25 protein-coding genes are annotated in these 22531 nt (G+C 66.4%); 10 read left to right on the top strand and 15 right to left on the bottom strand.

Annotation, left to right across the window (positions count from 1 at the left end):
* Positions 1-49 precede the first annotated feature (49 nt).
* Positions 50-496 carry a type II 3-dehydroquinate dehydratase gene (gene aroQ, locus ACFWU5_RS14050; protein ID WP_379267430.1) on the top strand — a complete coding sequence of 149 codons (447 nt, stop codon included), beginning with the start codon at positions 50-52 and terminating at the stop codon, positions 494-496.
* On the opposite strand, the gene ACFWU5_RS14045 is transcribed toward aroQ, so the two are convergent.
* Complete coding sequence (locus ACFWU5_RS14045) at positions 493-939, bottom strand: nitroreductase/quinone reductase family protein (RefSeq protein ID WP_379267429.1); 447 nt, start codon at positions 937-939, stop codon at positions 493-495. The two genes, aroQ and ACFWU5_RS14045, sit on opposite strands and share 4 nt — an antisense overlap.
* 183 nt (positions 940-1122) lie before the next feature.
* Here ACFWU5_RS14045 and ACFWU5_RS14040 point away from each other — a divergent pair, with 183 nt between their 5' ends.
* The 3 genes from ACFWU5_RS14040 to ACFWU5_RS14030 are packed head-to-tail and all read left to right on the top strand — an operon-like array spanning position 1123 to position 3105.
* Positions 1123-2052 (top strand): ABC transporter ATP-binding protein, encoded by a 930-nt coding sequence (locus ACFWU5_RS14040; RefSeq protein WP_379267428.1) that lies wholly within the window; start codon positions 1123-1125, stop codon positions 2050-2052.
* Complete coding sequence (locus ACFWU5_RS14035; RefSeq protein WP_379267427.1) at positions 2049-2879, top strand: ABC transporter permease; 831 nt, start codon at positions 2049-2051, stop codon at positions 2877-2879. Before ACFWU5_RS14040 ends, ACFWU5_RS14035 begins: the two co-directional genes overlap by 4 nt.
* A complete protein-coding gene (locus tag ACFWU5_RS14030) occupies positions 2869-3105 on the top strand; it encodes a helix-turn-helix transcriptional regulator (RefSeq protein WP_379246616.1) in 237 nt (78 codons plus the stop codon). The genes ACFWU5_RS14035 and ACFWU5_RS14030 overlap by 11 nt, the downstream gene beginning before the upstream one ends.
* A gap of 46 nt (positions 3106-3151) precedes the next feature.
* Here the strand turns inward: ACFWU5_RS14030 and ACFWU5_RS14025 are convergent, their stop codons facing one another.
* Together ACFWU5_RS14025 and ACFWU5_RS14020 are read right to left on the bottom strand one after the other, a co-directional pair.
* On the bottom strand, positions 3152-3979 hold the full coding sequence (locus tag ACFWU5_RS14025; protein WP_379267426.1) for an NAD(P)-dependent oxidoreductase: 828 nt from the start codon (positions 3977-3979) through the stop codon (positions 3152-3154).
* Positions 3979-4854 (bottom strand): NAD(P)-dependent oxidoreductase, encoded by an 876-nt coding sequence (locus ACFWU5_RS14020; RefSeq protein WP_379267425.1) that lies wholly within the window; start codon positions 4852-4854, stop codon positions 3979-3981. Before ACFWU5_RS14020 ends, ACFWU5_RS14025 begins: the two co-directional genes overlap by 1 nt.
* Positions 4855-4998: 144 nt before the next feature.
* Between ACFWU5_RS14020 and ACFWU5_RS14015 the strand changes: the two genes are divergently transcribed.
* Positions 4999-5376 (top strand): winged helix-turn-helix transcriptional regulator, encoded by a 378-nt coding sequence (locus ACFWU5_RS14015; protein ID WP_379267424.1) that lies wholly within the window; start codon positions 4999-5001, stop codon positions 5374-5376.
* A 46-nt stretch (positions 5377-5422) separates the two neighbouring features.
* On the opposite strand, the gene ACFWU5_RS14010 is transcribed toward ACFWU5_RS14015, so the two are convergent.
* Positions 5423-6562 carry a glycerate kinase gene (locus ACFWU5_RS14010; protein WP_379267423.1) on the bottom strand — a complete coding sequence of 380 codons (1140 nt, stop codon included), beginning with the start codon at positions 6560-6562 and terminating at the stop codon, positions 5423-5425.
* A gap of 53 nt (positions 6563-6615) precedes the next feature.
* Here ACFWU5_RS14010 and ACFWU5_RS14005 point away from each other — a divergent pair, with 53 nt between their 5' ends.
* A complete protein-coding gene (locus ACFWU5_RS14005) occupies positions 6616-6927 on the top strand; it encodes a GNAT family N-acetyltransferase (protein ID WP_379246626.1) in 312 nt (103 codons plus the stop codon).
* Here ACFWU5_RS14005 and ACFWU5_RS14000 read toward each other — a convergent pair.
* Positions 6921-7682, bottom strand: a complete 762-nt coding sequence (locus ACFWU5_RS14000) for a lysophospholipid acyltransferase family protein (RefSeq protein ID WP_379267422.1) — start codon at positions 7680-7682, stop codon at positions 6921-6923. The genes ACFWU5_RS14005 and ACFWU5_RS14000 overlap by 7 nt on opposite strands.
* A gap of 105 nt (positions 7683-7787) precedes the next feature.
* Between ACFWU5_RS14000 and ACFWU5_RS13995 the strand changes: the two genes are divergently transcribed.
* A complete protein-coding gene (locus ACFWU5_RS13995) occupies positions 7788-8426 on the top strand; it encodes a YqgE/AlgH family protein (protein WP_379246630.1) in 639 nt (212 codons plus the stop codon).
* A 41-nt stretch (positions 8427-8467) separates the two neighbouring features.
* On the opposite strand, the gene ACFWU5_RS13990 is transcribed toward ACFWU5_RS13995, so the two are convergent.
* The 6 genes from ACFWU5_RS13990 to ACFWU5_RS13965 form a co-directional block, all read right to left on the bottom strand.
* A complete protein-coding gene (locus ACFWU5_RS13990; protein ID WP_379267421.1) occupies positions 8468-9244 on the bottom strand; it encodes an ABC transporter permease in 777 nt (258 codons plus the stop codon).
* Positions 9241-10203 carry an ATP-binding cassette domain-containing protein gene (locus ACFWU5_RS13985; protein ID WP_379267420.1) on the bottom strand — a complete coding sequence of 321 codons (963 nt, stop codon included), beginning with the start codon at positions 10201-10203 and terminating at the stop codon, positions 9241-9243. Before ACFWU5_RS13985 ends, ACFWU5_RS13990 begins: the two co-directional genes overlap by 4 nt.
* Positions 10204-10317: 114 nt before the next feature.
* Positions 10318-10845, bottom strand: a complete 528-nt coding sequence (locus tag ACFWU5_RS13980) for an EXLDI protein (RefSeq protein ID WP_379267419.1) — start codon at positions 10843-10845, stop codon at positions 10318-10320.
* 68 nt (positions 10846-10913) lie between these two features.
* Positions 10914-11234, bottom strand: coding sequence for a hypothetical protein (locus ACFWU5_RS13975; RefSeq protein WP_379267418.1), 321 nt, complete (start codon positions 11232-11234; stop codon positions 10914-10916).
* Positions 11235-11662: 428 nt separating this feature from the next.
* Positions 11663-11956, bottom strand: a complete 294-nt coding sequence (locus ACFWU5_RS13970) for a hypothetical protein (protein WP_379267417.1) — start codon at positions 11954-11956, stop codon at positions 11663-11665.
* A gap of 233 nt (positions 11957-12189) precedes the next feature.
* The gene (locus ACFWU5_RS13965) at positions 12190-12597 is read right to left on the bottom strand and encodes an SdpI family protein (protein ID WP_379246642.1); all 408 of its coding nucleotides are present in this window, start codon (positions 12595-12597) and stop codon (positions 12190-12192) included.
* Positions 12598-12727: 130 nt separating this feature from the next.
* On the opposite strand from ACFWU5_RS13965, the gene leuS reads away from it, so the two are divergent.
* Positions 12728-15598, top strand: a complete 2871-nt coding sequence (leuS, locus tag ACFWU5_RS13960) for a leucine--tRNA ligase (protein ID WP_379267416.1) — start codon at positions 12728-12730, stop codon at positions 15596-15598.
* Between the two features lie 62 nt (positions 15599-15660).
* Here leuS and ACFWU5_RS13955 read toward each other — a convergent pair whose 3' ends face one another.
* The gene (locus ACFWU5_RS13955) at positions 15661-16446 is read right to left on the bottom strand and encodes a polysaccharide deacetylase family protein (RefSeq protein WP_379267415.1); all 786 of its coding nucleotides are present in this window, start codon (positions 16444-16446) and stop codon (positions 15661-15663) included.
* Between the two features lie 271 nt (positions 16447-16717).
* A complete protein-coding gene (locus ACFWU5_RS13950; protein ID WP_379246646.1) occupies positions 16718-17407 on the bottom strand; it encodes an SDR family oxidoreductase in 690 nt (229 codons plus the stop codon).
* A gap of 87 nt (positions 17408-17494) precedes the next feature.
* On the opposite strand from ACFWU5_RS13950, the gene ACFWU5_RS13945 reads away from it, so the two are divergent.
* Positions 17495-18028, top strand: a complete 534-nt coding sequence (locus tag ACFWU5_RS13945; protein ID WP_379246648.1) for a DUF6069 family protein — start codon at positions 17495-17497, stop codon at positions 18026-18028.
* Positions 18029-18082: 54 nt separating this feature from the next.
* Positions 18083-19423: an amylo-alpha-1,6-glucosidase gene (locus ACFWU5_RS13940; protein WP_379246650.1), complete on the top strand. Its 1341-nt coding sequence runs from the start codon at positions 18083-18085 to the stop codon at positions 19421-19423.
* Here ACFWU5_RS13940 and ACFWU5_RS13935 read toward each other — a convergent pair.
* Together ACFWU5_RS13935 and ACFWU5_RS13930 are read right to left on the bottom strand one after the other, a co-directional pair.
* Positions 19420-20106, bottom strand: a complete 687-nt coding sequence (locus ACFWU5_RS13935; protein WP_379246652.1) for a pentapeptide repeat-containing protein — start codon at positions 20104-20106, stop codon at positions 19420-19422. The genes ACFWU5_RS13940 and ACFWU5_RS13935 overlap by 4 nt on opposite strands.
* Before the next feature lie 226 nt (positions 20107-20332).
* Complete coding sequence (locus ACFWU5_RS13930; RefSeq protein ID WP_379267414.1) at positions 20333-22390, bottom strand: PhoX family protein; 2058 nt, start codon at positions 22388-22390, stop codon at positions 20333-20335.
* Positions 22391-22531 lie beyond the last annotated feature (141 nt).

Raw genomic sequence — 22531 nt, 5'->3', positions numbered from 1 at the left:
AACAGGCCGAGAATCTGCGGCACCAGCCGCTATATATACAGTGGCCTGCATGGAAAGTGTGCAGGCCACTGGTCCGATCCTGGTCATCAATGGACCGAACCTGAACATGCTCGGTACCCGGCAGCCCGAGATCTACGGCGCCGACACCCTCGATGACGTCATCGCCCTGTGCGAAAAAACTGCCGCCCGCTTCGATCGCACGGTCGTCGCCTTCCAGTCCAATCACGAAGGCGCGCTGATCGACCGGATCCAGCAGGCGCGCGGTGAGGTGTCGGCGATCGTGATCAATCCCGGCGGCCTCACCCACACCTCGGTGGCGCTGCGCGACGCACTGGCCATCCCGGAGGTGCCGATCGTGGAAGTGCACATCAGCAATATCCATGCGCGCGAAGAGTTTCGGCACCATTCCTTCGTCTCGCCGATCGCGACCGCGGTGATCGCGGGCTTGGGTATCCAGGGTTACGCGGCCGCGATCGAGTTCTTGGCCCAGTCCTAGCCGAGCCGGAAAACGGGGAATCCCGGTGCGATAGCGGTCAATTCGGCATCGGTGGCGTCTTTGGTGACTCCTTCGAAGAACTTGCCGACCTCCCAGCCGAACTTCTCCAGGTACAACCGCAGCAGCGGCACCTTGTCGACGTCGGGAACCTCTGTGGCACTGAAGGTTTCACTCTTGCGCCCCAGCCGCAGCTCACCCTCGCCCGCCACGCGCAGGTTGCGCACCCACTGCGTGTGCCCGCGCGGCGCGACCAGATAACGCTGCCCGTCGGCGCCGGTCATCACGTTCACCATCGTGGTCCGCCATTCCCCGCTCTTGCGCCCGCGCACCGCGAGCAGTCGCGAACCCATGATGCTGATCCCGAGCTTGGGCAGCAGGTTGGCGATCTTGTTGAAGACCGCGTCGGCGCCGGCGGGGCTGAGGTAGCGGGTGGCGTTGTCCATGTCGTTCACTCCTTGAAACCGTGAGCACTGCTCTCTGTTGAGAACAAGCATGCGCGCGCGACAACCGATAGTCAAGAGCAGTGCTCACACTTCCTGAATTGTCCAATTCAAGCGAAGTATTGCCGCAATGGAATGTAGTACGTATGCTACATTTCATCGAAGGTCGATGACTGGGAGGCACTCATGACTTCGAACGATGGCGTCGTACTAGACGTCAAGCAATTGCGGATGCGGTACGACGACACAGACGTGCTGCACGACGTGACATTCCAGGCCAGGCGCGGGGAAGTGCTCGTGATGCTCGGCCCCAACGGCGCGGGCAAAACCACCACGATCGAGATCCTCGAGGGGTTCCGCAGGAGGTCGGCCGGTCAGGTCGACGTGCTGGGGGCCGATCCCGAACGCGGTGACGAACTCTGGCGCGCCCGCATCGGCGTGGTCCTGCAGTCCTGGCGCGACCACGCCAAATGGCGTGTGGCAGAACTGCTTCGCCACCTGGGCACCTACTACGCCCCGTATTCCACGGCCCGCATCCAACGGCCCTGGGACACCGCCGAACTCATCGACCTGGTCGGGTTGACCGAACAGGCCGATGCCAAGATCTCGTCGCTGTCGGGCGGTCAGCGGCGCAGGTTGGATGTGGCGATCGGCATCGTCGGCAAGCCCGAACTGCTGTTCATGGACGAACCGACCGCCGGTTTCGATCCGGCCGCGCGCCGCGACTTCCACGACCTGGTGCACCGCCTGGCCGACCTGGAAGACACCACCGTGCTGCTGACCACGCACGACCTCGACGAGGCCGAGAAGCTGGCCGACCGGATCCTGATCCTGGCAGGCGGGCGCGTGATCGCCGACGGTTCCCCCGACGAACTGTCCCGTTCGATCGCCGGTGAAGCGCAGGTCAGCTGGACCGTCGACGGTCAGCGCTTCGTGCACACCACCACCGAGTCGACCAAGTACGTGCACGAACTGTTCAAACAGCACGGCGACGCCATCGGCGACCTGGAGGTGCGCCGGGCCTCGCTCGAGGACACCTACATGACCCTGGTTCGCCGCGCGGAATCCGGCGAGGAAGTCGCCGCCGTGCACACCCTCACGGAGGTCACCCGATGATCCGCACCGGCATCAACCGCGGCCTGATCGAGTTGCGTCAGGCCTACAGCTCGCCCGTCGACCTGATCGGGCAGTTCCTCACCCCCGCCATCACGCTGCTGGTGTTGTTCCTGCTGCGGAACACCATGTACGACAACTCCGGCCTGTCGGTCGCCGAGTTGGCCGTGCCCGGCCTGCTGTCCACGATCATCTCGTTCAACGGCATGTACGCCCTGCTCAACGTGCTGGTCCAGGATCGCGAAGACGGCACGCTGTTGCGCGCCAAGGCCGTACCCAAGGGCATGGTCGGCTACTTCGTGGGCAAGATCGTGACCACCACGGGCGCGGTGTTGGCGCAGCTGGCTATCGTGCTCGGCGTGAGCATGGCAATCATCGGCGGCTTCTCGATCAGCAGCCTCGGCGCGCTGGCGACCTTCACGTGGGTGGTCGTGCTCGGGCTGCTCGCGGTGTTGCCACTGGGCGCGATCCTGGGCAGCGTCCTCGACGCCCGCACCGGCTTCCTGCTGACCATGCCGCTGATGGCCGTGATCGCGATCTCGGGCATCTTCTACCCGATCACCGCGATGCCCGGCTGGCTCCAGGGCCTGGCACAGGTGTTTCCGATCTACTGGCTCGGCCTGGGTATGCGCTCGGCCCTGCTACCGGCCGACGCGGTCGCGATCGAACTCGACCAGTCGTGGCGTCACCTGGAAACCGTTGCGGTGCTGGGGATCTGGGCGGTGGTCGGTTTGCTGCTGGCCCCGATGGTGTTGCGCCGCATGGCCGGTCACGAATCCGGTTCCACGATGGCCGCGCGAAGGGACAAGGCGATGCAGCGTGCCTTCTGAAGTCATCTACAACCGCATCGCGATGCTGCGCGCCGAACGCGGCATCTCGCGACGCGAACTGGCCGAGGCGCTGGGTGTGCACTACCAAACCGTCGGCTACCTCGAACGCGGCGAATACAGCCCCAGCCTGCACCTGGCTTTACGGCTGGCCGCCTACTTCGAAGTGGCTGTGGAAGTGGTGTTCTCGACCGAGCCGTTCCCGAGGCTGGGCGCCGAGACCGCCTGAGCACGACCGAACCGTCCGGCAGCACCTGTGCCGGACGGTTTCGGTGTCATCGGCGAAGCAGCTGAAATGTCGAGGCCGACGTGCCGACGGCTCGGTCCCAGAAGGACGAAACCGATTCCGCCAGCACGGTATCCACGCCGACCGCGGTACCGGTCTCCACGACGTGCCGCGCACCGGCCGCCATCATCCGCAGGTAGGCCGCATCAGCGAGGCCGCCTTCCTCCGCCATGCCCGCCCACGCGGCGTACAGGTCGCCGAGACTGCCCAGTGAGCGCTGGGCGTAGGGCAGGAACCGAGCGATCTCGGAGCCGGACCGCTCGATGATCGCCAGCGCCTGTTCGTAGCCGAGCAGCAGCGGCAGGAACAGGGCCAGCATCGCCTGGTAGTAGACCTGGGCCGCGCCGTCGTCGGCACCCAGATATTCCGCTGTCGCCAAGGGCCGCAACAACTCTCGCTGCGCCTCGAAGACTTCCGGGAGTCCGCTGTAGAAGATGTAAGCCGACGAGCCTGCGAGCTCTTCGGGCTGAGCCATCACCCCACCGGCGAGAAACTCACCACCTCGGGCCCGGACGAACGCCGCGCCCTCCCTGGTGCGCTGTGGAGAATCCGAGGACAGGTTGACCACGACCTTGCCGGTCAGATCGACGGAATCGAGGACCGCGTCCATCGCGTCGTAGTGGGTCAGGCTGAGCACGATGAGCTCGGCCGCCGCCACCGCTTCGGCGATCGAGTCGGCGCGCTCGGCGCCGAGCCCGTCGGCCTTCTCGGGGGTGCGGTTCCAGACCGTCACCGTGACTCCGGCCGCGAGATAGGCGCGCACGATCTGCTGCCCCATCGGGCCGAGCCCGACCACGGTGACGGATCGGCCCGGCATCAGGAGGCCTTGCCCAGCATCAGCGCGTAGGTCGAAACCGGTTCGCCCGCAGCCTCACTCGCGGCGAGGGCCTTGCGCCAGTACGACTGGGCGAGGTGGGACAAGCCCGCGTCGACGCCGACTTCCTCGCTGGCGTCGATGATGTGCTGGGCGCCCGCGTCCATCATCTTCAGGCTCGCCAGGTCGGCCCAGCCGCCGTTCTGGTTCGCCTTCGAGAACTCGTCCATGAAGTACGGGAACGCCTCGCTCGCGCGGACCGCGAACGGTACGAACTGGGCGATGTCGTGCCCGGACTTCGCGATCACGGCGGTCGCCTGGTCGAAGGCGAGCAGCCAGGGGTGGAAAATCGTGAGTAGTGCCTGGTAGAAGACCTGGGCGAGGCCGTCGTCGGCGCCGAGGTATTCCTGGGGGCTCAGCGGGCGCAGGAGTTCGGCGTGCGCGTCGAACACCGCCTCGGGGCCGCTGTAGAAGATGTAGGACGCGGGATGGGCGATATTGTCGCCTGCCGACATCACACCGCCGGAGAAGAATTCGGCGCCGTGTTCGCGGACCCATTTCGCGCCTGCCCGCGCTTTCTCCGGTGAATCCGACGACAGGTTGGCGATCACCTTGCCGGGCAGGTGGTCGATCGCCTGGCCGAGCACGTCGTACATGGCGTCGTAGTGGGTCAGGCTGAGCACGGAGACCTTGTTGGCGTCGAGTGCTTCGGCGACGGTGTCGGCGCGCTTGGCACCCAGCGCCACCATCGCGTCGACCTTGGCGGTGCTGCGATTCCACACCGTCACCTCGACGCCGGCCTCGAGGAAGGCCTTGACCATGGACTGGCCCATCGGGCCGAGGCCGAGCACGGAAACGGAAGCGGATTTCTCAGACATGGTGTGGCCCTTCAGTTCTCGGATACTGGGTGGTTCGGCGCCGCTTTCCATGGTGGTCGGCGCGAGTATCGTCGGGAAGACCGCACGTTGTGATGGGGTTGCTTACCTAGAGGTTCGAAATACGGTCAGAAGGGTGTGGCGGCGATGAGCAGTGACGCGGATCACGATGTGTGCGGTATGAGCCTGGCGATCGACGTCGTCGGCGGTAAATGGAAGCTGCACCTGATGTGGGTGCTGGGCGATGGGCCGCAGCGGTTCGGGCAGATCCGGCGGCTGCTCGACGGGGTGAGCGAGAAGGTGCTCGCCGAGAATCTGCGTCATCTGGAGAGCAGCGGAGTGGTGCATCGCGAGATCTTCCCCGAGATCCCACCGCGCGTGGAGTACTCGCTCACCCCGCTCGGTGAAACCCTGCGCGAGGCACTGGCACCGCTCGAGGTCTGGGGCGCCACGCATCGCACGGAGTTGACCACCCCGGCCGGCCTTCGCGTGCCGGAAGTACCCGCCGCCGAAGTCGCGCTGTAACTGTCAGCAGCTCAGAATGTTTCGCGCCCACCAGGCTGCGTCGCCCTCACAGTCGCGGTAACGGCAAGTGGTTCATAGCGATTCGCTCGCCGATGCGTTCCAACAGTTCCGCCGCGGCGATGATCGACCGCGCGGGATCAGGCTCGAGATCGCTGAGCGGATAGCAAGCAGCGAACCCCGCGGCCCGAATCTCCCCCAGCGACAACATCATTCGTCCCACCGCCGCAACCACCGGCACCCCCGCCGCCTTGGCCGCCGCCGCCACCCCCACGGGCGCCTTCCCGTGCATACTCTGATGATCCAGCGACCCCTCCCCGGTCACCACCAGCGTCGCCGCACCCACCAGCGTGGTGAATTCCAGCAGCTCGAGCACCACATCGATCCCGCTGCGCACCTGCGCCCCCAACACCGCAAGCACCCCGAACCCGGTACCGCCCGCGGCCCCCGCCCCACCGATCTCCGCATACCCCGTGCCCAGCACAGCAGCCCAATTGGTCAGCCCCGCTTCGAGTTTCACCATCTGCCGAACACTGGCCCCCTTCTGCGGCGCGTACACCGCCACCGCACCGGCGGGCCCGAGCAGCGGATTGTCCACATCGCAGGCCAACGTGAACCGCGCCGTGGAAACAGCAGGATGCAACCCACTGCGGTCCACCGCGATCACCTGTCCGAGCATCGCGGCCACGTCCCCCGCGACCTCCAACTCCACCCCGTCGCGGTCCAGCAACCGCAACCCCAACGCCCGCAACAATCCGGCCCCACCATCGCTGGAAGCGCTGCCGCCGAGCCCCAACACGATGTCGCGCGCCCCCGCGTCCAGCGCGTGCGCGATCACCACCCCCAACCCGAAAGTGCTGGCCTGCAACGGTGCCAACCGTCCACCCGGCAGTTTCACCAACCCCACCGCAGCCGCCAACTCCACCACCGCGGTCTCTCCCCGCACCGCGTAGACAGCGGTCGAAGGTTCCCCGGTGGGCCCCGGTGCGTCGACCTCGACCCGCGTCCACCCCGCCGCCGCGAACGCGTCGACCATCCCGTCGCCGCCATCGGCCACCGGCACACACCGCACGTCGGCCCCCGGCATCCGCCGAGAAATTCCCCTGGCCAACGCGCGAGCTACCTCAGGCGCACTCAGCGACCCCTTGAACTTGTCGGGAGCAAGCACAACCAGCGGTCGGTGAGTCATCGGTTCCGCCTCTCCCCGCGAATTCGGCCTGTAATCCACGGTAGCGTCAGCATATGTCGACGCAGGTCCGCAAGAACACCGCCATGGAGCGGTTCGAACTCACCAGCGACGGTCGCCCCGTCGGCTACATCGAATACCAGGACACCGGCGACGAACGAGCCATGGTCCACACCGAGATCTTCCCCGAGTTCGAAGGCCGCGGCTTCGCGAGCACGCTGATCGAATCCGCCCTGGACACCAGCCGTGAAGAAGGTTTCGCCATCCTGCCGATGTGTCCGGTGGTTCTGCATTTCATCACCACCCATCCCGAGTACATCGCGTTCGTCCCGCAACGATCCAGGGCGATCTTCGGCCTGCCTCAGTAGCGCGCGACGGCCCCGTCGACGGCCAGTTGCAGTTCGTCTTTGACCAGCTTGGCGATATCGCCGGGCCGTTGCGGCAGCTCGAGAATCGGCGCCCGGAAGTACGCGACGCCGGAAACCACCTCAGCGGCACTGGGCCCGACAGCAGACGGCACATGTTGCCCGTAATTCATCCCGATAGCGACCAACGCGGGCGCGGCATCCAACTTGGCCGCCCGGAACGCGATGTGCCCGATCCCGCTGCCCACCGCCTGCACCTTCGTGTGGTCGACCTCGTTGCACGTGCCCTCGGGAAAGATCGCCAGGTGATCACCGGCGACCAACCGCTGCGCGCACACATCCATCATCCGCTGACCCGCGGCATTGACCGCGCGGATCCCGTGGTCCTTGCCCCGGAACACCGGAATCCCGCCCATCATGTCGACCTTGCGCCGCTGCTCGGGCTCGACGAACAGCTCGTCTTTGGCCAGCACCCGCACCCGCCCGATCTTCGACCGCAACGGTGACCGCCAGGCCGTGGCCGCGACCGTGTACGGGTCGCTGGTGGACAGGTGGTTGATCGCGTAGATCACCGGCCGCCCGCTGCGGATCAACGCTGTCAGCTGCTGTTTCGCACCGTCGGCGAACATCACGCGCGGCCGGAAACGCCGGGCCAGCACCGCGTACGAGGCCAGCGCCTTCCACCTGTTCTGCTGATGACGCAGGTAGTAGTCGTACACGGCGTCGTTGTCATCGAGCAGGACTTCGGGCACAGGCATAGGGCGACCTTACCGGCGCGCTCGAAGGCCCGCGCGCGGAGAAATTCCGGTTTCGATCCGTTGCGTGGGAAGCGCGCGGGGCCGTGGCAATGCGATGATGGCAGCGTGGCAGGCGGAGACGACCCGGACGAGCGCCGGACTCGCGACGGGCACGGCGACGATCGGCGGCGCGGGCAGCCCGCGGTGGGAGTCCGCGCGGGCAACCTGCTGGTGTCGGCGATCGACCTGGTGGAACCGACGTTCCGGCGCACCGTGGTGTACGTGATCGAGCACAACGACGCGGGCAGTCTGGGCGTGGTGTTGAACCGGCCGAGCGAGACCCCGGTGGTCGATGTGCTGCCGGCCTGGGCGGATCTGGCCGCCAGCCCCGACGATCTGTATATCGGCGGCCCGGTCAAACGCGATGCGGCGCTGTGTCTGGCCGTGCTGCGCGAGGGTGTCGACATCAGTGAGGTGCGCGGGCTGCGCCGGGTGGACGGCCGGGTGGTGCTGGTGGATCTGGACGCCGATCCGGCCGAGATCCGCCCGCTCATCGAGCAGATCCGGGTGTTCGCCGGGTACGCGGGATGGTCGATGGGCCAGCTCGACGGTGAGCTCGACAACGAGGACTGGATCGTGGTGTCGGCGCTGCCGTCGGACCCGGTCGCCACCGATCGCCACGACCTGTGGGCCGCGGTGTTGCGCCGTCAACCGTTGCCGCTGGCTCTGCTGGCGACCCACCCGATCGAACTCGAACGCAACTGATCCGGTCTCCGCGTGGGAGACCGGATCGTGTGCGCCGCAGCCTATTTCGCTTGCTTGCGGAAGATCGACTTCGACCAGAGGAAGCCGCCGCCCGCGATCACCACGCACCAGGCCAGCGAGACCCAGCCGTTGATGCCGATCTCGGTACCCATCAGTAGCCCGCGCAGGGTTTCGGTGATGGGCGTGAAGGGCTGGTACTCGGCGAACTGACGCAAGCCCACCGGCATGGTGTCGGTAGCCACCAGGCCGCTGCCGAGGAACGGCATCATCACGATGGGAAACGGTGCGTTGCTGGCACTTTCGACGTTGGGCGAGATCAGGCCCAACGCGATGGCAAGCCAGGAGAAGGCGAAGGTCACCAGCACTAGCAGACCCAGCGCGGCGATCCACTCGACGACGCCGGCCGAGGGCCGGAACCCGATCAGCAGGGCCACGCCGAGCATCATGGCGATGCCGCCGATCGCCTGCAGCAGCGAGCCGAGCACCTGTCCGGTGAGCATCGAGGACTGCGAAATCGACATCACTCGAAAGCGATTCACGATGCCCTTGCTCGCGTCACTGGCGATCGACACCGCCACCGACACCGTCATATACGCGGGCAGCAGCAACAACATGCCCGGTGCCAGATAGTCGATGTAGTTGCCGCCCGACGATTTCTCCAGCGCGCCGCCGAACACGAAGTTGAAGATCAGCATCAACACGGTCGGCATGATGATGATGCTGAAGACCATGCTGGGGTAGCGCTTGGCGTGAATCATGTTGCGCCGCAACATCGTCATCGTGTCGGCGAACGCGTAGGACTTGGTCTGGGTGGTCATCGCACTGACTCCTGCTCGGTGATGGTGGTGCGGCCGGTGAGGGTGAGGAAGACGTCGTCGAGATTGGGGGTGTGCACGGAAATGCCGCCCGCTTCGATGTTTTCGGCATCGAGCAGATCGAGCACCGCGCGCAGCGAGCGCACGCCACCGTCGCCGGGCACCGCGAGGGTGAGCCCGTCGCTGCCTTCCAACACCTGGGCGGTGGAGCCGAAGGCGTAGCGGGCCGCGTCCAGGGCGGTCTGGTCGCCGAAATCGATGCGGATGTGGCCGCCGGGGATCAGCCGTTTCAGTTCTGCCGCAGTGCCTTCGGCGACGATGCGGCCGTTGTCCAGTACCGCGATGCGGTCGGCCAGGTGGTCGGCCTCCTCCAGGTACTGGGTGGTCAGGAACACGGTGACGCCGAGGTCGTCGACCAGCGCGCGGATGATGTCCCAGATGGCGCGGCGGCTGCGCGGGTCCAGACCGGTGGTCGGCTCGTCGAGGAAGATCACCTGCGGGTTGCCCACCAGCGTCATCGCGAGGTCGAGCCTGCGGGTCATGCCGCCGGAGTAGGTGCTCGCCGGTTTGTCGGCGGCCTCGACCAGGTCGAAGCGTTCCAGTAGTTCCGTTGCCAGACTGCGGGTTTCGCGCTTGGGCAGATGGTTCAGGTCGCCCATCATCTGCAGGTTCTCGCGACCGGTCAGCAGTTCGTCGACGGCGGCGAACTGGCCGGTGACACCGATCATGGCGCGCACTCCGGCGGCATCGGTGGTCACGTCGTGGCCGCCGACCGTGATGTCGCCCGCGTCGGCGCCGATCAGTGTGGTGAGGATTTGCACGGTGGTGGTCTTGCCCGCGCCGTTGGGGCCCAGTAGCGAGAAGACGGTGCCCTGCGCGACGGTGAGGTCGATGCCGTCGAGCACTGTCTTGTCGCCGTAGGCCTTGCGCAGGCCGCGTGCGGTGATGGCCGAGTTGACCATGGTCGTCCCTTTCCAGAAAATTGCATTCATTGGTGCGAATAAGTGCATGTTTGATCCACACAGCCCCCAGGGGCTGCGGTGCTCAGGTTGGGTATGTGGTTGTCGCGGAAGGACTTAGATGTCGAGTTCCTCGATCTTGGGATGCGCGGTCATGTCCTCGACCTTGCGGTAGAGCTTGGCGGGAACGCGCCCCTTCAGCTCGCTCAGGTCGTCGAGGATCTCGTACTCGTAGTCGCCCCAATCCCACGGCGCGGCGCCGATGCCGAACATGCGGCGCCAATACTTCCATTCCTTCATGTCACCGGCGGCCTCACCGATCGGGTAGTCCTCCCACTTGGCCGAGTGCGTGTAGAGCACGAGCTTGCCCTTGCGACTGCGGTACACCGCCTGGTGCAGCGCCTGCTTGTCGCCGGCATCGCGCACCTCGCCCAGCAGCGTGCCCTGAAAGCGCACCTGCCGGACTCCGTCGCGACCCACCTGCAGCGTGATCTCCTCGAAGCCGGCCTCGCGGCCTTCCTCCAGCTCGATGAGCCTGCGCAGCGCGGCGACCACCGTGCTGGAGAGGTTGCCGCCCACGAGCTCCTGCGCCCGCTGGAATACGGGGAGGTCGTCGTCGGAAACGTAGATCGTCTTGTTGGGCATGAACTCACTATACGTATAAGTGTACGTACACACAAGAGTGAGTTTTCAGCCCTCGATCCCCGACCGTTTCAGCAGCTCCCGCCGCCCCCACCGCAACCGCCCCCGCCACCGCAACTCCCGCCGCCGTCACCACACCCACCATCCGCGGTACCAGCGAACCCCGCACTGGCACTACCCGCCGCGACCCTCCCCGCCTTGCCGCCCCCGCGCGGTTTCGGCGACAGCATGATCCGACTGATACCGAGGACGAACAACACCAGCGCCGCGAACAGAATCGCCGCGGCATACATCGACCCGAACGCCGCGAACCCCACCCCGACCACGACCAACCCCACGGCCCCCACCAGAGACAACCTGCTCCCCCGCAGGTCGAAGCGCGTTGTTGCCATCGGAAACCTCCTGCGACTGTCGAGCAGACGGGACGTCATTCCATGATCCCCCATAGAACGCGTCCCGTCTCGTGCCCGTCAGTCCCCGCCCCCTCCACCGCAGCTACTGCAGCCGCTGGAACTCCCGCTGTCACTCCACGACCAATCGCTGCCGCTGGACCAATCGCCGCCGCCGGACTCGCCCCCGTCCGACCGGCGCCGGCTCCGTGCCCGCTGGGCCTGAGCCGTCCTGGTCGTGCGCGGGCGCTGGCGAACAGCGGGTGCGCGCGGGACCGGCGTGTTGTTCGTGGACCTGTTACTGCGCGTGATGAGCGCGATCGGTACGCCGATGACCACGGTGACCACGACCAGCATGAAGAAAATCGCCGCCACTGTCATGAGAATTTCAGCGAGCACGGAACTCTCCTGTCTGGATCGATACGGCGAGGTCAGCAGCCCCCGCCGCCACCGCCACCACCACAGCCACCCCCGCCACAGCTACTGCTGCTTCCACCGCTGTCACCGCCGCCACTCCAGCCGGCTGTGCCCGCCGATCCACCGCTGCCCGCGGCCCAACCGGCACCGCGGCCACCCGCGCGTCCGGAAACGCGCGACAGGCGGACGCTGCCTGCGGCGATGAAGATGAACGCGGCCAAGATGACCGGCACGCCGAGCAATGGTACGAATGCCCCGACGGCCAATCCGAGAACGAACAGTCCCAGCCCGAAACCGAGTACCTTCATGACTCCCCCTATCGGTTCTTACGCGGCGATCCGCGTGTGTTTCGCGTCCACCCCGCCGGATCGGACGTCGAATCCCACGGTAACCGCGCCCCCTTGCAATTCCCTTGTGGCGCAACCGGCCTCGAGTACGGGCGTCAGGAATGCCGCAACCAGGGGTGTCGCCACGAAAACATGGTGAATCCCCGTTCAGACCATGCTTGCGTCGTACCGGAAGGCAGTCGCCGCTACGGCAGTCAGTTGGCGGGTTCGCAGGTCTCGCGCAGCGAGCAGCCGCCGCACGAGGAGCCGCAGCCGCCGACGGGAGCGGGGGGCATGAGGGGTTCGACCGTGCGGGCTGCGGCGTTGGCGCCCGCGCCGAGGGTGAACACGGCGATTACAGCGACGATCGCGGCAACGGCCAGCCCCGCGAAACCACCGGCGACCAGCACGACCAGCCCACCGGCGAACAGCAGCGCGCCCGCGCCGACCGAGGTAGGGGCGGCGATGCGGTTGGCGATGCGGAAATTGTCGTCGCTGTGCAGCGCCGCTTCGGTGGTGACACCGAGGAAGCGGTTGCGGGGCAGTTTGCCCAGCAGTCCGAGCGCGCCGGTCACGATCGCGACCGCGGCCAGCGCGAACAACAGGGAAGCGACGACGACCATTCCTGCAGGCTAGCGCACCCGCGCCGGGGCCGATCGCGAGCTCCCCACCGAAGGTGACCGCCCACACACCGGCGCGGTTGGCTCAGCCCATACGTAAACCGGTGGCCGTCACGTTCTACGCTGTTAGACGATGTTTACCGGGGATCGGCGAGAACAAGAAGGCGGGACCGTGCAGGACACTCGTGCAACCGAGACTGACGTACCTCAGCACCGGTACAACGCCGAGCTGGCTGGGCGGATCGAGCGCCGCTGGCAGCGGAACTGGACCGAGCGCGGCACCTTCCAGGCGCCCAACCCGGTCGGCCCGCTGGCCGGTGAGACGCCGCCGGACAAGCTGTTCATCCAGGACATGTTCCCGTTCCCCTCGGGCGCGGGCCTGCACGTGGGTCACCCGCTGGGCTACATCGCCACCGACGTGTTCGGCCGCTACCACCGCATGCGTGGCCGCAACGTGTTGCACGCGCTGGGCTACGACGCGTTCGGCCTGCCCGCCGAGCAGTACGCCGTGCAGACCGGCGCGCACCCGCGCGTGACCACCGAGGCCAATATCGCCACGATGCAGCGTCAGCTGGACCGCCTCGGCTTGGGCCACGACCCGCGGCGTTCGTTCGCCACCACCGATCCCGAGTACTACCGGTGGACGCAGTGGATCTTCCTGCGCATCTACAACGCCTGGTATGACCAGGAGGCCGGTAAGGCCCGTCCGATCGCCGATCTGGAAGAGCAGTTCGCCACCGGCGCGCGTCCGGTTCCCGAGGGCGACTGGAACACCCTGTCGGCCACCGAACGTGGTGCGCTGATCGACTCGTATCGCCTTGTGTACCAGTCGGATTCGATCGTCAACTGGTGCCCCGGTCTCGGCACAGTGCTGTCGAACGAAGAGGTCACCGGCGACGGGCGCAGCGAGCGCGGCAACTTCCCCGTGTTCCGTAAGCGCATGTGGCAGTGGATGATGCGCATCACCTCCTACTCCGACCGCCTGGTCGACGACCTGGACACGCTGGACTGGCCCGACAACGTGAAGTCCATGCAGCGCAACTGGATCGGGCGCTCGCGCGGCGCCCAGGTCCGATTCGACGCGGCCGACGACACCATCGAGGTGTTCACCACCCGCCCCGACACCCTGTTCGGCGCAACGTATGTCGTACTGGCGCCCGAACACGAGCTGGTCGACAAGCTGACCGCCGCCACCTGGCCCGCCGCCACCGACGCCCGCTGGACCAACGACAGCGCCACTCCCGCCGAAGCCGTTGCCGCATACCGCAAGTCGATCGCGGCCAAGTCGGATCTCGAACGGCAGGAGAACAAGGAGAAGACCGGCGTCTTCCTCGGCTCCTACGCCACCAACCCCGCCAACGGCGCGCAGGTGCCGATCTTCATCGCCGACTACGTGCTCAGCGGCTACGGCACCGGCGCCATCATGGCGGTGCCCGGCCACGACAGCCGCGACTGGGACTTCGCGACCACGCTGGGCCTGCCGATCATCGAGGTGATCGCGGGCGGCGACGTGTCCGAAGCCGCCTACTCCGGCGACGGCGAACTGGTGAATTCCGGCTTCCTGAACGGACTTCCGGTCGACGAGGCCAAGGCGACCATGATCGGCCACCTCGAAGCCGAAGGCCACGGCACCGGCACCGTCCAGTACAAACTGCGCGACTGGCTGTTCGCACGCCAGCGCTACTGGGGCGAACCGTTCCCGATCGTCTACGACGCCGACGGTGTCGCACACGCCCTGCCCGAATCCATGCTGCCCGTGGAACTTCCGGAGATGGAGGACTTCGCGCCGGTCACCTTCGACGCCGACGACGCCGACTCCGAACCGTCCCCACCGCTGGCCAAGGCCACCGACTGGGTCAACGTCGAACTGGATCTGGGCGACGGGCCCAAGCAGTACCGGCGCGACACCAACGTGATGCCCAACTGGGCCGGATCCTCCTGGTACCAGCTGCGTTACGCGGACCCGACCAACACCGAGACGTTCTGCGCGCCCGAGAACGAGAAGTACTGGCTGGGCCCGCAGCACGGCCCGAACGACCCCGGCGGTGTCGACCTGTACGTGGGCGGCGTCGAGCACGCCGTGCTGCACCTGTTGTACGCGCGATTCTGGCAGAAAGTGCTGTTCGACCTGGGCGATGTGTCGGGTAGCGAGCCCTACCGCCGCCTGTACAACCAGGGTTACGTGCAGGCCTACGCCTACACCGACGAGCGTGGCGCGTACGTGCCTGCCGCGGAGATCGTCGAACGCGACGCGAAGTTCTACTGGACCGGTCCCGACGGCGTCGAGATCGAGGTCTTCCAGGAGTACGGCAAGATCGGCAAGTCGCTGAAGAACGCCATCTCGCCCGACGAGATGTGCGACGCGTACGGCGCGGACACCTTCCGCTTCTACGAGATGTCGATGGGCCCGCTGGACACCTCGCGCCCGTGGGCGACCAAGGACGTCGTGGGCGCGCACCGCTTCCTGCAGCGCGTGTGGCGCCTGGTCGTCGACGAGGAAACCGGCACGCTCAAGGCCACCGACACCCTGCCGTCCGACGAAACCCTGCGCCTGGTGCACCGCACCATCGCCGGCGTCGACGAGGACCTGGCCGCCCTGCGCGACAACACCGCCGGTGCCAAGCTGATCGAGCTCACCAACCATCTGACCAAGAACTACCCCACCGGCGCCCCCCGCGCCGCGGTGGAACCGCTGGTCCTGATGCTGGCCCCGCTGGCCCCGCACATCGCCGAAGAACTCTGGGAACGCCTGGGCCACACCACTTCCCTGGCTCACGGCCCCTTCCCGATCGCGGATCCGGCGCTGCTGGTGGCGGATTCGGTGGAGTACCCGATTCAGGTGAAGGGCAAGGTGCGCAGCCGAATTCAGGTTCCGGCCGACGCTGATGTCGCCACGATCGAAGCGGCGGCGCTGGCCGATGAAAAGGTCGTCGCCCTGCTCGAGGGTCAGGCACCGCGCAAGATCATCGTCGTGCCCGGGAAAATGGTGAACATCGTTCCCTGAGTTCTACGACGGAATACCTTTTACGGCAGAGGCCCCGGCATTGATTGCCGGGGCTTTCTCCGTCAGACCTGAACCTGCAGAACGTCATTCAGGGTGACCAACGACAGGTTGCGCTCCCTGATGATGTCGACCAGTTGGCCGTAGCAATGGGTGACCGGGGGGAAGTTGGCGTGGCCGATGATGATCGATTGGGCGGCGAAGTATTTGTGCGCGCACTCGATCAGGTATTCCTCGGTGATCAGGCCCGAGTCGGACAGGGAGCCGTACCACATGGTGGGGACGGTGTAGCCGAGGTCGGCGGCTACCTTGTCGACGGTGGCGTTGTGATTGCCGAAGGGTGGGCGGAAGAAGGGGACACCGTCTACACCGAAGTTATTGTGCAGGAACGTTTTCGTGCGTTCCAATTGTGAGGCGACCGCACTGGCGCTGATCTTGGTGAGGTCGGGGTGATCCCAGCTGTGGTTGGCGAGCTGGATCTGGCCGGACTCCACCAGGGGACGCATGGCGTCGCGGTGGATGGTCCACGATTCGTAGTAGCCGGTGACGAAGAAGGTGAAGCGGGCGCCGGTGTCCTTGGCCCATTTCACGTACGCGCCGACGACCTCGGGGCTCGCGCCGTCATCGACCGTCAACGCCATCGACATGCCCTGACCGGGCAGCGCGGTGATGGTCTTCGGCGGAATGATCGACTTGGGGCCGCCCGGCGGGAGCGGGAGCAGAGGCGGACGAGGAGCGGGCGGCGGAACGGGGATCTCTCCCCCACCGGAACCGGCCGCGACGGGCTCACCCTCGGCCGTCGCGCAGCCGGTCAACGCCACGGCCGTACCCGCGGCCAACAAAGCCAGCATTCGACGTCTATCCACTATTCCGAACCCCTACTCGAGTCAATTGCGTGCCGCGGAAAAGTACCCGGGGAATCCGTCGAGTAGGCGAACCCTCGGGCACATCGACGCGAACAGCATCGACCCCTTGGAAGGCTGTTCGCGCCTCGCGACAATACCCTTTGCGCCGGTGAGGATAGGTGCGACCGGCAAGGAGCGAAGGAACCCGACCGGCGAAATCGTACAATCGGCGGCCTCGAAGGCCCGTTTTCGGCCTGAAGTCGATCGAATTGGTCGATTACGCCGGGCGCAGGACGATCTCGGTCGGGTGGCAGTCGCGCGGAGTATCGACGGCGTTGCGCACCGCCAGTGCCACGGACTCGGCGGTGAGGAATTCCTCTGGCCGATACTCGCGACCCTCGTCGGCGACGATCGCCCGCTGCATATCGGTGTCGATGCGGCCGGGGAAGATCGAGGTGACCCGCAGCGTGGGCTCCTCCTGACGCAGTGCGTCGGCGAAGGCGCGCAGGCCGAATTTGCTCGCCGCGTAGGAACCCCAGCCGGGGTGCGCACGCATCCCCGCACCCGAATTGATCAGCACCACATGGCCGTTCGCGGCGCGCAGGGCGGGAAGTAGTACTCGCGTCAGCTCGGCGACGGCGATCAGGTTCACCTCGAGGGTTTCGCGCCACTGCTGCACCGAGGAGTCGGCGACGGTGCCCAGGTCGGCGATGCCCGCGTTGTGAACGAGGACGTCCAGGCGGGAGATCCGCTCGGCGGCCTCCGCGACGGCGGTGTAATCGGTGAGCGCCACCGGCCAACCCGTCGCGTCGGGCAGTTCGGTGAGAATCGGCTTCAACGCGTCGGCGGAACGAGCACCGAGCAGCAGGTCGTGGGTGGGCGCGAGTTCGCGGGCGATCGCGGCGCCGAGGCCACGGCTGGCGCCGGTGATGAGGGCGGTCGGGGCGGGCGTGCTTGTCACCGTCATGCGTTCACGGTAGGGCGTGACGCCACGATCTCGACACCGTGGCCGTTTCCGCGCGCGGATGTCCGCACCGACTAGTACCGTCGGACTATGACCGATCCCCGGTACAACTACGGCCAAGACAACCCGCAGTATCCCCAGCACCAGGGCCAGCCGCATGGTCAGCCACAGTATTCCCAGGGCGAGCCGGAGCCCAAGGTGAATGTGGGCAAGCTGTGGGCGGGCGGGATCGGCACGGCCGTGGTGGCCGCGTTGCTGGTGGTCGTCGCGATCATGTTGATCCGCGGGGTGCTGGGCATCGCGATCCTGTCGCCCGAGGGGGCAGGCACCTACGGCACGGTCTCCACCACGTCGTATGCCATCGCCGCCGCGGGTGCCGCGCTGCTGGCTACGGCGCTGCTGATGGTGTTGCTGCTGGCCATGCCGAGCCCGCTCACCTTCTTCACCTGGATCTGTCTGCTGCTCACGGCGGTGGCGGTGATTCTGCCGTTCACGCTGGTCGCCGACCTGGATGCCAAGATCGCGACCGCGGCGATCAACCTGCTGGTCGGCCTGTGCATCACCACGATGTTGAGTTCGGTCGGGTCGGCCGCCCAGAACACGCCGCGTCAAGCCGGGTACTGACCGTCACACCGCTGCCGAGATGCCATAGCGGCCACTACGCCGCAAAATAGGGAGATGACCGACCCGGGTTTCACCCCCACGCAGCTCGCGGCCCGCGCCGCCTACCTCCTGCGCGGCAACGACCTGGGCACGATGACCAGCGCCGCGCCCCGCCTCTACCCGCACATGTGGAGCTGGGACGCGGCGTTCGTCGCGGTGGGGTTGGCGCCGTTGAGCGTGGAGCGGGCGGTGGTCGAGCTCGACACGTTGCTGTCGGCGCAGTGGAAGAACGGGATGATCCCGCACATCGTGTTCGCCAACGGTGTGGACGGGTATTTTCCGGGGCCCGCGCGCTGGGAGTGTCGCAAGCTGGCCGCGAACGCACCCGACGGCCCCGACACCTCCGGCATCACCCAGCCGCCGGTGCACGCCATCGCCGTGCAGCGCATCCTCGACCATTCCCGCAGGCACGGCCGCTCCACCCGCGCGGTGGCCGAGGAGTTCCTGAACCGCCGCTGGCCGGATCTGGTGCGCTGGCACCGGTGGCTCGCGCACGCCCGCGACCCCAAGGAAACCGGGCGGATCACGCTGTACCACGGGTGGGAATCCGGGATGGACAACTCGCCGCGCTGGGATCGCGCCTACGCCAATGTTGTTCCCGGCCTGGACCTTCCGCCTTATCGACGTGCGGATACCGCGATCATCTCCGACCTCTCGCAGCGGCCCAGCGACCGCGAGTACGACCGCTACCTGTGGTTGGTCGAGCAGATGCGGCGCGCGAATTACGATGACTACCAACTGACTTCGGTGATGAGTTTCGCCGTGGAGGACGTGTTCGTCTCGGCGATCTTCGCGCTGGCCTGCGAGGTGCTGGCCGACATCGGCGAGGAGTACAAACAACCGCTTGCCGACGTGCGCGAACTGCACGGTTGGGCCGACCGTTTCCGCAAGGGCGTGGTCGCTACCGCCGACGAACGCAGCGGCGCTGCAAGGGATTACGACGTCCGCCTGCAACGCTGGATCAGCACCGACACCCTCGCGATGTTCGCGCCTTTGCTGTCGGGCGGCCTCCCCCGCCACGCGGAACGCGCCCTACTCAACACCTTCGAAGGCCCCCGCTTCTGCGGCCACCCTGACCTGCGCTACGCCCTACCGCCGTCGACTTCCCCTGTCGCGAAAGAGTTCCGCCCCCGCGAATACTGGCGCGGCCCGGTCTGGCCGGTCATGAGCTGGCTGTTCTCCTGGGCCTTCGCCCGTCGAGGGTGGGCCGAACGTTCCTACATGCTGCGCGCGGAAGGTTTGCGCCAGGCGTCGGACGGAAGTTTCGCCGAGTACTACGAACCGTTCACCGGTAAACCGCTCGGCAGTATGCAGCAATCCTGGACTGCGGCTTCGGTTCTCGATTGGCTCGGCTAGTGCTCACCGGCGTAGATCTGCCACTCGACAGTGATGCCGAGTTCACGCGCGAGCGTTGACGCCAATCCCTGTAAGTCACCACCTTGAATAGTGGCACCACGCAGTGCGGTGATGCCGTAGATGCCGGTCAGGTCGCAGTCTTCGAAGCGCAGGTTCTGCTGGATGCGGGCGCCCGCGAATCGGGCACCGACCAGGTTGCAGCGTTCGAAGCGAACATTGCGGAACTCAGTGCCCTGGAAGTCGGCTTGTCGCAGGTCGCAATCGCGGAATACCACTGTGCGCAACCGTGATTGGGCGAACGAGGACAGGTCGGCGCGGGTCGACTCGATCAACACATCACGGAGAACACCTGCGGTCCAAGACAATCCGGTGAGTCGTCCGTGTTCGATCAGGGATTCGATCATCGTGGAATCATCGGCCTGCACATTGGCCAGATCGCACACCCGCAGCGTGGACTCGGCAATCGTGGTGTGCCGCAGCGTACTCGGGAACCGCACACCGTCGAACAGACACGCCTCGACACTCATGCCGGACACGTGACTCTCCGCGAAATCCACATCCCGATACTCGACATCGGTCACGGTCAACTCGTCGACCGGATCGTCACCAGGCGAAACGCCCGGACGCAACGCCCCCACCTTCGCCACCCCAGGCTCGAACCGCACCTCACCCTTACGCGCCATGCCCACTACTCCCGTCAGCCGATGTCCGCACCAACATACGGGCCCCGCCGGACACGCTCACCGCCCTGGACGTCCGTCTCGGTTCTCGACTGGCTGGGTTCGACATCGATCGGCGGCGGGAGTCAACCCTGGTCGAAGGGACATCTATCGGACGTGATCCGCTGAAAATGACGAAACCGCTACTCGCCCAGCCGAGTAGCGGTTTCGTCAGCGGATCGGGGGTCGGCTAGACGCCGATTCGTCCGCCGTTCTTCTTCCAGACGACCGCGATGGACGGACGGGGCTGGGAGTCGCCGCCGTCGGGCCAGTGGGACTGCGGGTTGTCGGGGGTGGCGTCGTCGGACTCGCCCGGGTGCTGGACGGCGACGATGACGTGGGTTTCGGTGACGATCGGACCGCAGGTTTCCGCGCCCTTGGGCACGGTCAGGAACTGCTTGGTCTCACCGCGGTTGGGGCCGTCCAGGATCACCGAGAACAGGCCGTCGTTGGTCTTGAGGGCGTTGCCGTCGGTGGAGATCCACAGGTTGCCGTGCGGGTCGAAGGCCAGGTTGTCCGGGCAGGAGATCGGGCTGACCTTGGTCTTGTCGAAGCCGGCGAAGTAGGTGTCGGCGGCGGCGGGGTCACCGCAGACCAGCAGCAGCGACCAGGTGAAGTCGGTGCCGGTGTGGTTGTCGGTGAGCTCGAGAACCTGGCCGTTCTTGTTCAGCTTGCGCGGGTTGGCCTCGTCGACGCCGGGCTTGTCGTCCTTGGCGCGGTTGTCGTTGTTGGTCAGTGCCACGTAGACCTTGCCGGTGTACGGGTTGGCCTCGAAGTCCTCGGGGCGGTCCATCTTGGTGGCGCCGACCTTGTCGCCTGCCAGGCGGGTGAACACCGCGACCTCGGCGGCGGTCATGCCGTCGACCAGGGACTTGCCCTTGCCGTCGTCGCCGGTCTCCAGGATCGGGATCCACTGGCCCTTGCCGGTGAAACCGCCGGTGGGGACCTTGCCGGAGCCGTCGATCTCGGCGGCGTGGTCGCCGGTGAGCTTGGCCACGTACAGGGTGCCCGCGTCCAGGATGGTCATGTTGTGCCGCATCGCGGAAGCGCCGGTGCCCGACTGGATCTTGCGCGAGGACACGAACTTGTACATGTAGTCGAACTTCTCGTCATCGCCGGTGTAGGAGATGACGTCACCCTTTTCGGTGACGTAGATCGACGCGCCCTCGTGCTTGAGACGACCCATGGCAGAGTGCTTGATCGGCGTGGAGGAGGCGTCCCACGGGTTGACCTCGACGACGTAACCGAAACGGTTGGCCTCGTTGGGTTCCTGACTCAGATCGAAACGCTTGTCGGTGCGCTCCCACTGGTTCGGCGTGCCGCCCTTGGGGAAGCCGTAGCGCTTGACGCGGCCCTTCGGATCGGACGCCTTGTCGCCGTTGGCGAAGTAGCCGTTGAAGTTCTCTTCACCGGAAAGCACTGTGCCCCAAGGGGTCACGCCACCGGCGCAGTTGGCGAAGGTGCCCAGCACCTTGGTGCCCGACGGGTCCGCGCTGGTCACGGTGAACGCGCTGCCCGCGGCCGGACCGGTGAGCAGGAACTCGGTGTCGGCGGTGATGCGACGGTTGTTCTTACCGAACACCGTGGTCAGCTTGCCCGAACCGGCTTCACCCTTGAGCTCCACCACGGACATGCCGTGCGCGGCCTTGGTGATGGCGATCTGCTCGTCGGTGGGCTTGTCCTTGTCGTACCCGCGGAACATCATCGGGCCGGTGGTGTACTCGTGGTTGACCACGAGCAGGTAGCTGTTGGGCTGCCCTTCGATCGGCATCAACGCGGCGAAGTCGTTGTTGGCACCGAACTGCTTCAGCTGCGCGGCGACGGTCTGCTTGTCGAAGTCGAAAGCGGGCGCGTCGGCGAAAATCGGGTCGCCCCAGCGGATTACGACCTGCGACTCGTAGCCCTCCGGAATCGTCAGCGCGTCTTCCTTGTTCGGCGCGACGGCGGTGAAAGCTGTTCCGGTGCCGGGGGTTCCGACCGGCGTCGGCTTCGGGGTGCTGACCTCGGAGCTGTCGTCGCCGCAGGCAGCCAGCGCACTCACCGCACCGACGGCCAGCACGGCGGCCGCGCCACCCTTGATCAGACCACGGCGGTTGAGGCCGCTGACGATGTCACCGAAGTAAGCACCCCCGGAGGTGTTCGGGGGCTCGTGGAAGCAGGCATTGCCACACTTGTATTCACAGGTCAAGGCGGCGCGTGCCGACTGACCGTCATGCTTGACGAACAGGGCGAGCGGTTTCGGACTCACGGTGACTCCTGAGTAGAACGGACTTCGGGCACCGTATGCAGTCCAAGCGAGCCGTCGGGAACGTGAAGATGAACGACTGACCAAAACTCGGCGCGCCATGCCTAGATCACGGGGATCGGGGCATGGCGCGCCGAGCGAATT

The organism is Nocardia sp. NPDC058640 (assembly GCF_042716995.1).
GTDB lineage: Bacteria > Actinomycetota > Actinomycetes > Mycobacteriales > Mycobacteriaceae > Nocardia.
This window is presented reverse-complemented; position numbering and strand designations above follow the sequence as displayed.

Excerpts from the sequence above, each read along its gene's own strand:
- aroQ (WP_379267430.1), top strand. The coding sequence starts at position 50 with ATGGAAAGTGTGCAGGCCACTGGTCCGATCCTGGTCATCAATGGACCG.
- ACFWU5_RS14045 (WP_379267429.1), bottom strand. The coding sequence starts at position 939 with ATGGACAACGCCACCCGCTACCTCAGCCCCGCCGGCGCCGACGCGGTC.
- ACFWU5_RS14040 (WP_379267428.1), top strand. The coding sequence starts at position 1,123 with ATGACTTCGAACGATGGCGTCGTACTAGACGTCAAGCAATTGCGGATG.
- ACFWU5_RS14035 (WP_379267427.1), top strand. The coding sequence starts at position 2,049 with ATGATCCGCACCGGCATCAACCGCGGCCTGATCGAGTTGCGTCAGGCC.
- ACFWU5_RS14025 (WP_379267426.1), bottom strand. The coding sequence starts at position 3,979 with ATGCCGGGCCGATCCGTCACCGTGGTCGGGCTCGGCCCGATGGGGCAG.
- ACFWU5_RS14020 (WP_379267425.1), bottom strand. The coding sequence starts at position 4,854 with ATGTCTGAGAAATCCGCTTCCGTTTCCGTGCTCGGCCTCGGCCCGATG.
- ACFWU5_RS14015 (WP_379267424.1), top strand. The coding sequence starts at position 4,999 with ATGAGCAGTGACGCGGATCACGATGTGTGCGGTATGAGCCTGGCGATC.
- ACFWU5_RS14010 (WP_379267423.1), bottom strand. The coding sequence starts at position 6,562 with ATGACTCACCGACCGCTGGTTGTGCTTGCTCCCGACAAGTTCAAGGGG.
- ACFWU5_RS14005 (WP_379246626.1), top strand. The coding sequence starts at position 6,616 with ATGTCGACGCAGGTCCGCAAGAACACCGCCATGGAGCGGTTCGAACTC.
- ACFWU5_RS14000 (WP_379267422.1), bottom strand. The coding sequence starts at position 7,682 with ATGCCTGTGCCCGAAGTCCTGCTCGATGACAACGACGCCGTGTACGAC.
- ACFWU5_RS13990 (WP_379267421.1), bottom strand. The coding sequence starts at position 9,244 with ATGACCACCCAGACCAAGTCCTACGCGTTCGCCGACACGATGACGATG.
- ACFWU5_RS13985 (WP_379267420.1), bottom strand. The coding sequence starts at position 10,203 with ATGGTCAACTCGGCCATCACCGCACGCGGCCTGCGCAAGGCCTACGGC.
- ACFWU5_RS13980 (WP_379267419.1), bottom strand. The coding sequence starts at position 10,845 with ATGCCCAACAAGACGATCTACGTTTCCGACGACGACCTCCCCGTATTC.
- ACFWU5_RS13975 (WP_379267418.1), bottom strand. The coding sequence starts at position 11,234 with ATGGCAACAACGCGCTTCGACCTGCGGGGGAGCAGGTTGTCTCTGGTG.
- ACFWU5_RS13970 (WP_379267417.1), bottom strand. The coding sequence starts at position 11,956 with ATGAAGGTACTCGGTTTCGGGCTGGGACTGTTCGTTCTCGGATTGGCC.
- ACFWU5_RS13965 (WP_379246642.1), bottom strand. The coding sequence starts at position 12,597 with ATGGTCGTCGTCGCTTCCCTGTTGTTCGCGCTGGCCGCGGTCGCGATC.
- leuS (WP_379267416.1), top strand. The coding sequence starts at position 12,728 with ATGTTTACCGGGGATCGGCGAGAACAAGAAGGCGGGACCGTGCAGGAC.
- ACFWU5_RS13955 (WP_379267415.1), bottom strand. The coding sequence starts at position 16,446 with ATGCTGGCTTTGTTGGCCGCGGGTACGGCCGTGGCGTTGACCGGCTGC.
- ACFWU5_RS13950 (WP_379246646.1), bottom strand. The coding sequence starts at position 17,407 with ATGACGGTGACAAGCACGCCCGCCCCGACCGCCCTCATCACCGGCGCC.
- ACFWU5_RS13945 (WP_379246648.1), top strand. The coding sequence starts at position 17,495 with ATGACCGATCCCCGGTACAACTACGGCCAAGACAACCCGCAGTATCCC.
- ACFWU5_RS13940 (WP_379246650.1), top strand. The coding sequence starts at position 18,083 with ATGACCGACCCGGGTTTCACCCCCACGCAGCTCGCGGCCCGCGCCGCC.
- ACFWU5_RS13935 (WP_379246652.1), bottom strand. The coding sequence starts at position 20,106 with ATGGCGCGTAAGGGTGAGGTGCGGTTCGAGCCTGGGGTGGCGAAGGTG.